This is a genomic window from Streptacidiphilus jeojiensis, assembly GCF_042510965.1.
Classification (GTDB): Bacteria; Actinomycetota; Actinomycetes; order Streptomycetales; family Streptomycetaceae; genus Streptacidiphilus; species Streptacidiphilus jeojiensis.
On sequence record NZ_JBEUKS010000003.1, the window covers coordinates 258541 to 272559 of the forward strand.

At 71.7% G+C, this 14019-nt stretch carries 13 protein-coding genes; 9 read left to right on the forward strand and 4 right to left on the reverse strand.

From position 1 onward, the window contains the following. Nucleotides 1-67 precede the first annotated feature (67 nt). The 5 genes from ABUW04_RS10205 (at nucleotide 68) to ABUW04_RS10225 (ending at nucleotide 7078) form a co-directional block, all read left to right on the forward strand. Entirely contained in the window at nucleotides 68-1318 is a 1251-nt protein-coding gene (locus ABUW04_RS10205; protein ID WP_380564196.1) for an AAA family ATPase, read from the forward strand. Then, on the forward strand, nucleotides 1315-2571 hold the full coding sequence (locus tag ABUW04_RS10210) for a vWA domain-containing protein (protein WP_380564197.1): 1257 nt from the start codon (nucleotides 1315-1317) through the stop codon (nucleotides 2569-2571). The genes ABUW04_RS10205 and ABUW04_RS10210 overlap by 4 nt, the downstream gene beginning before the upstream one ends. Nucleotides 2572-2768: 197 nt before the next feature. Beyond that, nucleotides 2769-4427 (forward strand): cellulase family glycosylhydrolase, encoded by a 1659-nt coding sequence (locus ABUW04_RS10215; RefSeq protein ID WP_380564198.1) that lies wholly within the window; start codon nucleotides 2769-2771, stop codon nucleotides 4425-4427. 107 nt (nucleotides 4428-4534) lie between these two features. Continuing rightward, entirely contained in the window at nucleotides 4535-5971 is a 1437-nt protein-coding gene (locus ABUW04_RS10220; protein ID WP_380564199.1) for a GH12 family glycosyl hydrolase domain-containing protein, read from the forward strand. 93 nt (nucleotides 5972-6064) lie between these two features. After that, nucleotides 6065-7078 carry an alpha/beta fold hydrolase gene (locus tag ABUW04_RS10225; RefSeq protein WP_380564200.1) on the forward strand — a complete coding sequence of 338 codons (1014 nt, stop codon included), beginning with the start codon at nucleotides 6065-6067 and terminating at the stop codon, nucleotides 7076-7078. 49 nt (nucleotides 7079-7127) lie between these two features. On the opposite strand, the gene ABUW04_RS10230 is transcribed toward ABUW04_RS10225, so the two are convergent. Both ABUW04_RS10230 and ABUW04_RS10235 read right to left on the reverse strand, forming a co-directional pair. Then, a complete protein-coding gene (locus ABUW04_RS10230; RefSeq protein WP_380564201.1) occupies nucleotides 7128-7805 on the reverse strand; it encodes a response regulator in 678 nt (225 codons plus the stop codon). A gap of 6 nt (nucleotides 7806-7811) precedes the next feature. Next, nucleotides 7812-9134, reverse strand: a complete 1323-nt coding sequence (locus ABUW04_RS10235) for a sensor histidine kinase (protein WP_380564202.1) — start codon at nucleotides 9132-9134, stop codon at nucleotides 7812-7814. Between the two features lie 143 nt (nucleotides 9135-9277). Here ABUW04_RS10235 and ABUW04_RS10240 point away from each other — a divergent pair, with 143 nt between their 5' ends. Continuing rightward, complete coding sequence (locus ABUW04_RS10240) at nucleotides 9278-10567, forward strand: aspartyl protease family protein (protein WP_380564203.1); 1290 nt, start codon at nucleotides 9278-9280, stop codon at nucleotides 10565-10567. Here ABUW04_RS10240 and ABUW04_RS10245 read toward each other — a convergent pair. After that, nucleotides 10555-11088, reverse strand: a complete 534-nt coding sequence (locus ABUW04_RS10245; RefSeq protein ID WP_380564204.1) for a CGNR zinc finger domain-containing protein — start codon at nucleotides 11086-11088, stop codon at nucleotides 10555-10557. The genes ABUW04_RS10240 and ABUW04_RS10245 overlap by 13 nt on opposite strands. Before the next feature lie 110 nt (nucleotides 11089-11198). Between ABUW04_RS10245 and ABUW04_RS10250 the strand changes: the two genes are divergently transcribed. Continuing rightward, entirely contained in the window at nucleotides 11199-11660 is a 462-nt protein-coding gene (locus ABUW04_RS10250; protein WP_380564205.1) for a VOC family protein, read from the forward strand. A gap of 3 nt (nucleotides 11661-11663) precedes the next feature. Then, on the forward strand, nucleotides 11664-12554 hold the full coding sequence (locus ABUW04_RS10255) for a pyridoxamine 5'-phosphate oxidase family protein (RefSeq protein ID WP_380564206.1): 891 nt from the start codon (nucleotides 11664-11666) through the stop codon (nucleotides 12552-12554). An 11-nt stretch (nucleotides 12555-12565) separates the two neighbouring features. Here the strand turns inward: ABUW04_RS10255 and ABUW04_RS10260 are convergent, their stop codons facing one another. Next, nucleotides 12566-13051, reverse strand: a complete 486-nt coding sequence (locus tag ABUW04_RS10260; protein WP_380564207.1) for a hypothetical protein — start codon at nucleotides 13049-13051, stop codon at nucleotides 12566-12568. 210 nt (nucleotides 13052-13261) lie between these two features. Between ABUW04_RS10260 and ABUW04_RS10265 the strand changes: the two genes are divergently transcribed. After that, on the forward strand, nucleotides 13262-13897 hold the full coding sequence (locus tag ABUW04_RS10265) for a phosphatase PAP2 family protein (RefSeq protein WP_380564208.1): 636 nt from the start codon (nucleotides 13262-13264) through the stop codon (nucleotides 13895-13897). Nucleotides 13898-14019 lie beyond the last annotated feature (122 nt).

The following is a 14019-nucleotide window of genomic DNA, read 5'->3' on the forward strand; positions in this document are numbered from 1 at the left end:
ACCGGGAGTCCGGCCCCTTTTCGCGCGCGCCCACTCGACCCGTCACGAATCCCAAAGGTGATCAAACATGCCCGCACACGCCCTGTCCGCCGCCCCCGACACCCTCGCCGACCTGGCTGACATCCCCCAACTCGACGTCGCCGCAGAGTTGCTGACCCTGCTGCGCGACGCCGGCACCGAACCGCGCGCCGACATCCAGCTGGAGGCGCTGACCCTGGCGGTCGCCGCCGACCTGCCGGTACTGCTGTGGGGTGAGCCGGGCATCGGCAAGACCGCGGCCCTGACCCAGCTCGCCGCGGCCCTGGACCTTCCGCTGACCACCGTCATCGCCAGCGTGCACGAGCCGTCGGACTTCTCGGGGCTACCCGTGATCGGGGACGATCCGGCCGAGCACGGCGTGCCGATGGCCCCGCCGGACTGGGCCGTGCGACTGGTACGAGCCGGACGAGGGCTGCTGTTCCTGGACGAGCTGTCCACCGCGCCGCCGGCGGTCCAGGCCGCCCTGCTCCGGCTGGTCCTGGAACGACGCATCGGCGCGCTGCGACTGCCGCCGGGGGTGAGGATCGTGGCCGCCGCGAACCCGCGTTCCTCGGCGGCCGACGGCTGGGAGCTGAGCCCGCCGCTGGCCAACCGCTTCGTCCACCTGCAGTGGACCCACGAGCACGAGGTCGTGGTCCGCGGCCTCGGCGGCACCTGGCCCCGGGCCACACTGCCCCGGCTGGACCCGCAGCGGCTGCCGGACGCCGTGGCCTTCGCCCGCCGCGCGGTGTGCGGGCTGCTCTCGGCGCGCCCGGCGCTGGTGCACCGGCTGCCCAGCACCGAGACCCGACGCGGCGGTCCCTGGCCGTCGCCGCGGAGTTGGGAGATGACGCTGTATCTGATCGCCTTCGCCACCGCGGCCGGCTCCTCCCGGGACGTGCTGTCGCTGCTGGTCAGGGGAACCGTGGGGGACGGACCCGGGCTGGAGTTGCTGGCGAGCCTGGACCGGATGGACCTCCCAGACCCCGAGACGGTCCTGGCCGACCCGATCGGCGCCGCCCTGCCCGAGCGGGGGGACCTGCGCCAGGCCGTGCTCGACAGCGTGGTGGCCGCGGTCCGCGAGCGCCCGGAGCGGTCCCGTTGGGACGCGGCCTGGACGCTCCTGGTCCGGGCGATGGAGACCGGCGCCCCGGACCTGGTCGTGGTCCCGGCCACCACCCTCGCGTCGCTGCGGCGGCAGGACTGGGACGTGCCGGCAGCCATCGAACGCCTCGCCGGAGCGGTGGCCCTCTCCCGACGCGCGGACCAGGCCGCTGCGGCTGCCAAGGGCCGCCGATGAACACGGCCGCGACAGGACCGGCCGAGACCGGGACACTGGACCTCGACAAGCTCTTCGCCGCCCGGCTGCACGCCGCCCGGGTCCGGCCCTACCTGGCGACCGCGCTGTTCGCGCTGCACACCGTGGAGTCGCGGCAGGTGCCGACGATGGCTGTGGACCGCCACTGGCGGTGTTACGCCGCACCGGCGTTCGTGGAACGCACGCCGGTGGAGGAGTTGGCCGGGGTGTGGGTGCACGAGGTGTCGCACCTGCTGCGCGATCACCACGGACGCAGCGACCGGTTCGCGCGGGAGCACGGTCTGACCGGGCCGGGGGAGCGGCTGCGGATGAACATCGCCGCGGACTGCGAGATCAACGACGACGTGTTCGGACACGGGCTGGTCCGGCCCAGGGATGCCGTCCTGCCGAGCAGCCTGGGACTGTCCGCGGGGGAGCTGATGGAGGACTACCTGCGTCAGTTCCGGCTCGGTCCCTTCACGCAGGGCATGGCCTGGCTGGACTGCGGCAGCGGCGCAGACGGTCTGGAACGGGAGTGGGACCTGGGGCCGGACGGCGCGCACGGGCTCAGCGAACAGGAACGGGACGCGGTCCGGTTCCGGGTGGCGCAGGGCATCACCGGCCGTCCCGGAAGCGCCCCGAAGGGATGGCAGCGCTGGGCGGAGGAGGCGTTCCACCCGCCGCAGCCGTGGCGGGCGCTGCTGGGAGCAGCCGTCCGCTCGGCGGCCTCGGCCCCCGGCGTGGGCGAGGACTACACCTACGGACGACCCTCGCGCCGCTCGGCCGGGGTACCCGGTGCGGTGCTGCCGAGCCTGCGGCGCAGGCCGCCCCGGGTCGCCGTGGTCATCGACACCTCCGGGTCGGTCAGCGACGCCGAGTTGGGCAGCGCGCTGCTCGAGGTCGCTGCCATCTCCCGTGCGGTGGGCGGCCGTCGGGACCTGGTCTCGGTGCTGTCGTGCGACGCGGCGGCCCGGACCGTGGTCCCGCTGTGCCGGGCCGAGGGAATCCCGCTGGTCGGCGGCGGAGGCACGGATCTGCGCGCCGGCTTCGCCCGGGTGCTCCGGGCCCGGCCCCGCCCCGACGTCGTAGTGGTGCTGACCGACGGTCAGACGCCCTGGCCGGCCTCCCGGCCGCCGTGCCGGACCGTGGTGGGCCTGTTTCCCCGGCAGCCCTCGGCCCGGTCCTGGGACGAGAGCAATCCGGACTACGTACCGGATGCGCCGCCGCAGTGGGCGCGGGTGGTCGACATCGGATGAAGCCTGCTGCTCGGCCGAGGGCTGACGCGCGTTCGACAAATGAACGCAGTGAGACCTCTTGACGGTCATTCATGGGCCTGTCTTGATATGTGACGGCGCAACGAGTGCGGTGAGGCTGCGGGACTTGAACCGATGGCTGCCCCACTCCCTGCTCGTGCGCGGTCGCCACCTTTCACCCAATCCATGAAGGGTCTGACGTGTCAACGAGACTGGGAGCGCTCCCATATCTGGCGGGCCGTACCTCGCTGCGGATCGGGCTGGCCCTGGCCGCGGTCGGGGCCGCGCTGGGGGCGGCCGTCGCCCTCTCGCCGTCGGCCGGGGCCGCCGGTGCGGTCGGCGCCGGCTACTGGCACACCTCCGGCAGCCGCATCCTCGACGCCGGGGGCAACACCGTGCGCATCGCGGGCATCAACTGGTACGGCTTCGAGACCCCGGACGCGGTGGCCCACGGGCTCTGGAGCGCCGACTACAAGGCCGTCATCGACGACATCAGGAACCTGGGCTACAACACCATCCGGATCCCCTTCTCCAACCAGATGGTCGAGACCGACCCGGTGCCCACCAACCTCGGCTACTACGGCAGCACCGGCCCCATCAACACCGACCTCAAGGGCCTCACCTCACTGCAGATCCTCGACAAGATCGTCGCCTACGCGGGCCAGGACGGCCTGCGGATCATCCTCGACGACCACCGCTCCGAGGCCGGCAACAGCGCGGAGCAGAACGGTCTCTGGTACACCAGCGCCTACCCGAACTCCGCCTGGCTCGCGGACTGGGACACCATGGCCAAGCGCTACGCGGGCAACCCCACCGTGATCGGCTTCGACCTGCGCAACGAGCCGCACACCCCCGCCTACACCGCCTACTCGGCCGGCGCGACCTGGGGCAGCGGCGACCCCGCCACGGACTGGCGGCTGGCTGCGGAGGCCGCCGGGAACCGGGTCCTCGCCGACGACCCCGGCGCCCTGGTCTTCGTCGAGGGCATCAGCAACTACCCCGACGCCACGGTCAGCGGCGGCTACTCGACCGACTGGTGGGGCGGCAACCTGGACGGCGCCGCCGCCTACCCGGTCACGCTGACCTCGCCCGGCCATGTCGTCTACTCCGCCCACGACTACGGGCCGCACGAGTACGCGCAGAGCTGGTTCAACTCCACCACGACCCCGGCCAGTCTGGCGGCGGTGTGGGACAAGCACTGGGGCTACCTGGCCGAGCAGGGCATCGCCCCGGTCTGGGTGGGGGAGTTCGGCACCCCCAACGCGGCCACCGACGCGGCCGACAGCACGGCCGGATCCCAGGGCCAGTGGTTCAGCAGCCTGGTCGGCTACATCAAGAGCAACAGCCTGAGCTGGACCTACTGGGCGCTCAACGGCGAGGACCCGTACGCACTGCTGGACAACGGCTACGACCCGACGCCGGTCTCGGCGGCCAAGCAGTCCGCGCTCAACGGCATCGAGTTCCCGCTGGCCGGGAGCGGGGCCGGGAGCCCGAGCGCCTCGGCGAGCGCGTCCGCCACACCCACCACCGGCCCGACGGCGTCCGGCAGTTGCAAGGTGACCTACACCCTGCAGAGCGAGTGGGCCGGCGGCTTCAACGGCGTGGTCGACATCAAGAACACCGGCACCGCCGCCGTCAACGGCTGGAGCCTCGGCTTCACCTTCGGCGGGGACCAGAAGGTCACCAACTCCTACAACACCGCCCTCACCCAGAGCGGCACCAAGGTCACCGCCGTCAACCTCGCCTACAACTCCACGATCGCCCCCGCAGCCGATGTCAGCTTCGGCTTCCAGGGCACCTGGGCCGCCAGCGACGCCGCACCGTCGGGGTTCACCCTCAACGGCACCCCCTGCGGCTGACCCCGGCCCCACCGACCTCCGGGCGCACGCGGAAAACCGCGCACGCGTGCGCCCGGAGCACCACCCCTGCGGACCGCCCTCATCCCCCACCCGGGAAGGACCATCCCGTGCACCTCCGACCCCGGCTCCTCCTGCTCCGGCTCGACCCGATCCGACGCCTCAGGGTGTCCCTGCTGATCATGGCCCTGGCCGCGCTGGTCACCCCCCTCGCCGCGAGCCCCGCCGCGCACGCCGCCGACGGTACGTCGGTCTGCACCGCGACCGGCACCCTGCCGATCAACAACGGCGAGTACACCCTGCAGTCCAACGAGTGGAACTCCAGCGCCTCCCAGTGCGTCACCGCCACCGGCGGCACCGCCTGGTCGGTGTCCACCGCGAACTTCAACCTCACCACCAGTGGACCCCCGGCCACCTACCCCTCGCTCTACAAGGGCTGCCACTGGGGTGCCTGCACCACCGGCAGCGGGCTGCCGATCCAGATCAGCCAGCTCGGCAGCGCCACCTCGTCCTGGAGCACGGTCCAACCCGCCTCCGGTGCCTACGACGTGGCCTACGACCTGTGGATCAACTCCACCCCCACGACCACCGGGCAGCCCGACGGCACCGAGATCATGATCTGGCTCAACAGCCGCGGCGGGGTCCAGCCCTTCGGGTCGCAGACCGGGACGTCCACGGCCGCCGGCCACAACTGGAACGTCTGGACCGGCCAGCAGACCTCATGGAAGATCATCTCCTATGTGCTGCAGGGCGGCGGAACCTCGGTCACCGGACTCGACGTCAAATCCCTGATCAGCGACGCGGTCTCACGCGGCTCGGTCAACCCGGCGCACTACCTGATCGACGCCGAGGCCGGCTTCGAGATCTGGCAGGGCGGCCAAGGACTCGGCACCAGCAGCTTCTCCTTCGCCGCCACGACCACCGGCAGCGGCGGTGGCGGCGGAGACACCACGCCGCCCAGCGCACCGACCGGCCTCACGGTCACCGGCACCACCAGCAGCACCGCCTCGCTCAGCTGGACCGCCGCCACCGACAACACCGCCGTCACCGGATACGACGTGTACCGGGGCGGGACGCTGGTCGGCACCACCGCAGGAACCTCCTACACCGACACCGGACTGACCGCCTCCACCGCCTACACCTACACGGTCAAGGCATTCGACGCCGCCGGAAACCTCTCTCCCGCATCCGGCAGCGCCACCGCGACCACCCAGGCCGCGTCCGGAGGCGGCGGCGGTGGAACCGGCGGCTGCACAGCCGCACTCGCCGTCACCAACCAGTGGACCCCCGGGTTCACCGACACCGTCACCGTGACCAACAAGGGCACCGCGGCCACCCACGGCTGGACCGTCACCTGGACCTGGCCCAACGGCCAGCAGGAGACCAGCTACTGGAACACCGCCCTGACCCAGACCGGCAGCGCCGTCACCGCCACCAACCTCAGCTACAACGGCGCCATCCCCGCAGGCGGCAACACCACCTTCGGCGTCCAGGGCACCTGGAGCGGAACCAACGGCACACCCACCCTCAGCTGCACCGCCAGCTGACCGCAGTCGGCGGCCCCGGACGCGGTTCCACCCACCGCGCCCGGGGCCGCTCACTCCTGCACGGACCCCGGCCGTCTGCATATCCTGGCGAACGTGATCGAATACGAGACCTTTGACCTGGGTGACTTCCCGCTCCAGCACGGAGGAACGCTTCCCGGAGCGGTGCTGGCGTACCGGACCTACGGCGAGCTGGCACCGGACCGCTCGAACGCGATCGTCTCCCCGCACTGGTTCGCCGGAACGCACACGGCCAACGAGTGGCTCATCGGCCCCGGGAAGGCGCTGGACACCGATCGCTACTTCGTCATCGTGCCCGGCCTGTTCGGCAACGGGCTGTCCAGCTCGCCGAGCAACACCGCTGCGCCCTACGACCGGGGCCGCTTCCCCGAGGTGACCATCCACGACAACGTGTCCGCGCAGCACCGGCTGGTGACGGAGCGGTTCGGGATCGAGCGCCTGGTACTGGTCGCCGGCGCGTCGATGGGCGCGGGGCAGACCTACCAGTGGGCGGTCAGCCACCCCGACATGGTCGAGCGCATCGCCCCGATCGTCGGGTCCCCGCGCACCAGCCCGCACAACCAGGTGTTCCTGGAAGGGATCCGGGCCGCCCTCACCGCCGACTCGGCGTTCTGCGACGGCGACTACGAGGACCAGCCACGTACCGGGCTGCGCGCCTTCTCCCGGGTCTACGCGGGCTGGGGGCTGTCCCAGGCGTTCTACTGGGAGCGGTTGTACGAGCAGTTGGGGTTCGCCACCCTGGAGGACTTCCTCGTCCGCTTCTGGGAGGCCAACTTCGGCGACTGGGACGCCAACGACCTGCTCACCATGGTCTGGACCTGGCAGCACGCCGACGTCGGCCGGACCCCGGGATTCGACGGCGACACCGTGGCCGCACTCGCCTCGGTCAAGGCGCGGGCGCTGGTGCTGCCCTCGGAGCGGGACCTCTACTTCCCACCCCAGGACGAGGAGTGGACCGTCCGGCAGATGTCCGACGCCAGGCTCCGCGTCATCCCCGGCCTCTGGGGACACCTGGCGGGCGGCGGCGCCGACCCGGAAGCGGCCGCGTTCATCGAAGCGAGCCTGCGCGAACTGCTGGCAGAACGCTGAACGCTGGCCTGGACACCGGTCCCGTTCCCGGTCCCGTTCCCGTGCGGCCTCAGCGGTCGAAAGCGCCGCTGGGCCGCGCGAGTCCGGATTCGTAGGCGTAGACCACGGCCTGCACCCGGTCCCTGAGCTGGAGTTTGGCCAGGACGCGGCTGACGTGGGTTTTGACGGTTCCTTCGGTGACGTGGATGCGTGCGGCGATCTCCGTGTTGGACAGGCCCCGGGCGATGAGTGCCAGGACCTCGCGTTCGCGCTCGGTCAGCGCCTCCAGGCCGGGCGCCGGGGTGGGGGTGAGGGGCGTGGGCAGGGTGCCGACATAGCGGTTGATGAGCCGTCGGGTGACGCTCGGGGCCACCACCGCGTCACCGCGGACCACCACGCGGACGGCCGACAGGAGGTCGGCCGCGAGGGTGTCCTTGAGCAGGAATCCGCTGGCACCGGCGTGCAGGGCGGCGTAGACGTACTCGTCCAGGTCGAAGGTGGTCAGGATCACGATCCGGGCACTGTTCGCGCCGTCGGCGCAGATGCGGCGGGTCGCCTCGACTCCGTCCACATCGGGCATGCGGACGTCCATCAGGACGACGTCCGGGCGGAGTTCGGCTGCCAGGGCCGCGGCCTCGGCCCCGTCGCCCGCCTCACCGACGACCGCCATGTCGGGAGCGTTCTCCACGATCATTCGGAAGCCGGTGCGGACCAGTGCCTGGTCGTCGGCGAGCAGGACGCGTATCACTCGGCATCACCCCCGCTGCCGGTGGATGGGGAGACCGGCCCGTACGACGAACCCGCCCCGGTCGCCGGGTCCGGCGCTGAGGTGGCCGCCGAGCAGGGTCACCCGCCGGCGCATGCCCGGCAGCCCGTTGCCGCTGCCGGTCGTGCCCGCGCCGTCGCTGGTGGGGCCCTTGCCGTCGTCGCCGACCTCGATGGTGATCTCGGTGTCACTGTAGGAGACGACCACATCGGCGCTCGCGCCGGGGCCCGCGTGCTTCATGACATTGGTCAGCGCCTCCTGCACGATGCGGTACGCCGACAGGTCGACCGGCGACGGCAGCGCGGCCGGGGATCCCTCGATCCGCAGGTGCACCGGCGTGCCGGCGTCCCGTACCCGGGTGAGCAGGCTCGGCAGGCGTGCCAGCCCGGACTGCGCATGCCAGGCGTCCTCCACCTCGCCGAGCGCGCCGAGCACCCGGCGCATGTCGGCCAGGGAGTCGCGTCCTGTGCTGACGATCGTCTGCAGGGCGGCGCGGGTGTCGGCGGGACGGTTGTCCAGCGCGGCCTCGGCGCCCTGTGCCTGGACCACGATCAACGACAGGCCGTGGGCCACCACGTCGTGGACCTCGCGGCTGATCCGTCCGCGCTCGGCGGCCACCGCGAGCGCGGCCTGGTGGTCCTGCTCCCGTTCCAGGTCCTGGGCGCGCGCGTGGAGCTGTTCGAGGTAGGCGCGCCGGTTGCGGCTGCCGTTCCCGACCGCCCAGGCGGCGATCAGCCCGGAACCCAGCACGGGCAGGCCGCGCCATGGATCGGAGCCGCTGTCGTGGCAGGACGTGTCGACGCTGCCGGCCCGGGTCGGCCCTGACGGGACGTCACTGCGACTGCACACCCGCAAGGTCGGTATCCGCAGCGACTGATCGACGGGCGAGCCACCGATCAGCCAGGCCGCGCCCAGCAGCAGCCCGCCCAGGGCCAGCAGTGAGGTGAGCCGCGAGCACCGGGCCGCGACCGTGCAGAGAAGCACCAGCACCGCCAGGTCCATGACGGTGGGAAGTACGCCCACGGCCACCCGCACGATGGTGGACACCGCACACACGATGAGCATCGGCACCGGCCGACGCCGGCGCAGGGTGACGGCGACCACGGTGAACGCCGTGGCGACCCACCAGGCCCACACCGCACCCGACCCGCCCCACCCGGCGCCGACGGAACGGTCGGCCTGAACCCGCACCAGGTCGAACGCGTCGTTCACCAGCAGGCACGCCACCAACAACCCGCAGGCCAGCGCCGCGTCCTGGACCATCGGCCGACGAATCCCGGCACGAAGGGCGACAACCACCGGAGCCATCATGGTGGGGGAGTCTACGGACGGCTGCTGTGCGCGGTATCTGCCGTACGGAGGAGGCCCACGCTCTGTCGTACATCCCTGGACAGACGCGGATGTTGGACGTCAGCCAGACGCGCGGGCCGGTCGGTGCGCGGCAGGGTCGTGCCATGAACCGAACGATGGAGAACGATCACGTCCGCGACGGCCTCGGTCGGCGGGCCTTTCTACGACGGGCCGGCCTGGCCGCCGGTGCTAGCGCGGTCCTGCCGTTGCTGGGCGCCGCGGGATACCCGGCAGCCCCGACCGGTGACCCCGACCAGCTGTTCCAGTCGGGGCAGTTCGCCGCCGCCGAGCGGTGCTACGCCCGGCTGATGCGCGACGATCCCGACAATGCGCACGCCGCAGGGCAGTTGGGGTACATCGCCCTGCTGTCCAACCGCTTCGACCGCGCCGAGCACTACCTCGGCGCGGCGCACCGGCTGGCCCCCGACGACGCGAACGCTCAGCGGCGGCTCGCGGACTGCTTCGTGCGCCAGGACGCGTTCGCCCGGGCCGTGCCGCTGCTGCCGGCCGCCCAGGCAGCGCAGCTGGCCAGCGTGACGGGTACGCCGTACCAGGTGCACGGGGCGCAGGCCACCCGGGTGCCCTTCCTCGACATCGACCCGCTGCCGCAGGTGGAGGCCGTGGTGAACGCGGCGGCAGCGGGGAGATTCGTCCTCGACACCGGCGCCATGGGCCTGACCCTGAGCACGGATGCGGCGGAGCAGGCAGGGCTTCGCGCCGTCTCCACAACGACGGCCACCATCAACGGCAGGACCGTGACGACCTTCCTCGGCGTCGTGCCGACGCTGCGGATCGGGGCGATCGAACTGCGCAACGTGCCGGCCACTTGGACGGATGGGGCGATTCTGACCTTTCCGAACGGCGTGGTGCCGGCCGGGACGATCGGAACCGCGCTCTTTTACCACTTCCTGACCACGATCGACTACCGGGGCCGGGCACTTGTCCTGCGGCGCAGGACGACCGCACAGCAACGGGCGTTCCAGGCCGGGGCGGCTCGCGCCGCGCTTCGTCCGCATCCGCTGTGGCTGGCCGGTGACCACCTCCCCTGCACGCTGGGGAAGCTCAACGACTATGGTCCGCGGGTGGCCGTCATGGACACCGGCACTGTCGCCATTGGCCTCAACACCAGCGTGGCCAATGCCGAACGGGCCGGCATCACCATCGACTGGTCCGACCCGACCCCGGTCAACGGCGGTACGGCCACGGTCTATCCGATCACCCCGGACCGGATCAGCATCGGGGACGCGGTGGGCCGGCACGTTCCCGGCTCGGTCGGACCGACACCGTGGGAGGCCATGACCGGGTTCGACATCCTCGGCAATTTCACCCACGAGTTCTTCAAGCCGTTCGCCGTCACCTTCGACTTCGTCGGCATGCACCTCTACGTGGGTTGACGGCTCTGTTGCGCGTAGTGGCGGGCCGCCTTGGCGCGGTTGCCGCAGCGGGACATGTCGCACCAGCGGCGGCGGCCGTTCTGCGAGGTGTCGAAGAAGGTGAGAATGCAGCGCTCGTGCGTGCATTCGCGGATCCGCTGCGGCCCGCGCGCGAGCAGCTGCAGGTAGTCGTCGGCGGCCAGCCAGGCGGGTAGCCAGGTCGGGTCGGTGACTTCGGGTTCCTGGTGCGGCAGTCCGTCGGCGTCCAGGGTGCGCAGCACCCGACCGTGGGCCAGGACGGCGTTCAGCGCGGTGACGTCGTGGGGGTCCGTGCGCAGCGCGAGCAGGGCGTCGCGGGCCTCCAGCAGCGCGGTCAGCGTCGCCGGCTCGTCGGGTGCGCGGCCGGTGAGGCCGTTGGACGCCAGCCAGACGGCGAGGCCGTCGGGCTGCTGGAAGAGCCGGCCGTCGTGCCAGCGGGTGTTCAGCAGGTCCAGCGACAGCGGTTCGCCGCGCAGCGGTCGGGGATCGACGAGGACGTCCATACGACCACTCTAACTGTTCAGCGGCTTTGGAACGGTTGCATGTCCTGATACCTAACCCGTATGGTCATGGTGAACGGTTAGAGCAGTGCCTTCCGAACAGGAGCCCCGCCATGCCCGCCTCCCTGCGCACCGGACACGTCGGCATCAATGTCACCGACCTGGACCGCTCGGTCGCCTTCTACCGCGACGTCCTCGGCCTGCACGTACTCGGCGGCTCGGCCCCCGGCACCGCGCCCGAACGCCGCGTCGCCCAGCTGGGGAAGGACGGCACGCTGGTGCTCACCATCTGGCAGCAGGCCGCCGGAGCCCATCAGCGCGACCAGGCCGGGCTGCACCACCTCGCCTTCGAGGTCGACACCGTGGAGGAGGTGCGCGAGGCGGAGTGGGCACTGAAGGAGCGCGGCGCGACCTTCCAGTACGACGGCGTCGTCCCGCACGGCGAGGGCCGCGACTCCGGCGGGGTCTTCTTCAGCGACCCGGACGGGACGCGCCTGGAGGTCTTCACCGTCAACGGCGTCGCGGGGGAGGGCAAGGCCCCGTTCGCCGACGCCCCCACCTGCGGCTTCTTCTAGGCCATGGTCACCGTGCCCACGGCGGGCTACCACGCCGGCGAGCGCGCAGCGCAGGCGCGCACCGGGGAGACCGAGCGGGCCGAACACCTCGGCCGTAGCATCCGCGACACCGTGCCGGCGGTCGCCGCAAGCTTCCTGGCGCAGCGTCAACTACTGGTCGTCGGCGCCGCGGACGCGGACGGCCGGATGTGGGCGACGGTGCTGGCCGGCGAGCCGGGCTTCGTCTCCGTCCCCGACGAGCGGACGCTGAGCGTCGCAGCCCTGCCACATCCGGACGACCCGCTGCGCGATGCCCTGCGCGGCCCGGCCACCCAGGTGGGCACGATCGCCCTCGAACCGGCCACCCGACGGCGGATGCGCGTCAACGGAACCGCGAAGGCACAGGACGGCGGCTTCCTGCTGCACGCCGAGCAGGTCTTCTCCAACTGCCCCAAGTACATCCAGAAGCGCGTCCCGGTTCCGGCAACCCCGACCGCCGCGCCAGGGCCGGGGCGCCGGGGACGGGAGCTGACAACGGCTCAACGGCTCGTCATCGGCACCGCGGACACCTTCTTCCTCGCCACCGCGGACCGCGAGGGGCAGGCAGACGCCTCGCACCGGGGCGGCAATCCGGGTTTCGTCGAATCCCTCTCCCCGACGGAGCTGCGCTGGCACGAGTACCCGGGCAACGGCGCCTACATGACGCTGGGCAACCTCGAACTGAACCCGCGCGCCGGGCTGGCCTTCCCTGTCTGGGAGACGGGCGGCCTGCTGCTGCTCACCGGTACGGCCCGGACCGACTGGCAGCAGCGGTCGGTCACCTTCCACCTGACGGCGGTGGTCGACCTGCCCGGTGCCCTGCCCCTGCGCTGGAGCGAACCGCAGTACTCACCCGCCAACCCGCCACTGAGATGACCGACGCGGCGTCAACAGTTGCCGCTGAGCGGCTCCACCGTTACCGAGGACCCGGTCTTGAGGCCCAGCGCCTGCAGGTAGTCCCCCTGGTTCACCCGGTACCAGACGTTGTCCGGGCCGCTCGCACCGCCGACATCGTCCAGCTCCGTGCACCAGTTCTCCGGCCGGACGACCTTGCGGTAGGTCTCGGTGCCCTGCTGCACCTGGGTGCAGACGGTGCGCTCCTCGTTGGTGTACGTGGTGCGCTTCTTGCTTCCGGAGCCGGTGGTGTGCCGCACCCGTTCGGTCTCGGTGCGGCAGCGGCGGACCATGTGCGGCCGGGTGGCGGTGCGGGTCAGCGGTATGACGTAGCGGGTGGCCACCAGGCGACCGGTGACCGTAGTAGGGCTGGGCGCGACTTCCGCGGACGCGCCGTCAGCACTGGCGCCGCCGGTGGCGTCGCAGCCGCAGAGCAGCACCGCTGCTGCCACCGCCGCCACCACCGAACGAATTGCCACCCCGCGCGCGAAACCCTGCACGTCCCCTACCTCTACACCTGTGACCAGCGGTTCTTGAGATGCGGAAGCATATCGTCCGACTGGGCGGCCCGGGAGCCGGTCCCTCCGTCGAGCGGTGAGCCGGAGCCGCGCTAGTGTTCGGCTCCGGGCCCTGGCTGCGGCTGTTCAGGGGCGCTGTACGCAACCTCGACCCCAAGGAACGCCGAGCCGATGACGCAGACCCCGCTCGCCAGCACCGTGAGCGCTCCCGAGCAGGACGGCCCGGGGACGGACGCCGCCCTCAGGTGGGCCCGCTTCGTGACCCGTGCCGTGGACCCGATGAACATCGTGCTCGGGGTGATGCTGGGCTTTGGCGCGGTCCGTTACGGACTGTCAGGCGCCGCCTGGGGGCTGGTCGGCGCGTTGTTCTCCGGGGTCCTTCCCCAACTGGGCATCTCGGCCGGGGTGCGACGTGGACGGGTGGGTGACCGGTACGTCGGCGACCGGGCCAGGCGGGTGGTGATCCTGCCGTTGATCATGCTGTCGGTGGGGGTGGGGCTCGCCCTGATGTACTTCGGCGGTGCACCGCGCCCGCTGACCGCGATGATCCTGGGTCAGTTCGCGACGATGGTCCCGGTCACGGCCATCACCACCCGGTGGAAGATCTCGATCCACACCAGCGCAGGAGGCGGCGCGGTCGCCATGCTGGCGGTGGCCTTCGGCGCGTGGGCCCTGCTCGGCTACGCCGTCGTGGCCGCGGTGGGGTGGTCGCGGGTGGTGCTGCGGGACCACACCCGTGCCCAGTGCCTGGCCGGAGCCGTGCTCGGGTCCCTGGTCGCCGGCTCCGTCTTCTGGGCGGCGCGCTGAGCGCAGGCGCGCTGAGCGGATCGGGGCGACGCCGCCGCCCCTCGCCGGTATTGAGCCGGAATTGCGCACGGAACGCCCTAGCCTGGGCAGACGCAGTGCGCAGCACCCTCTCAATGACCGGT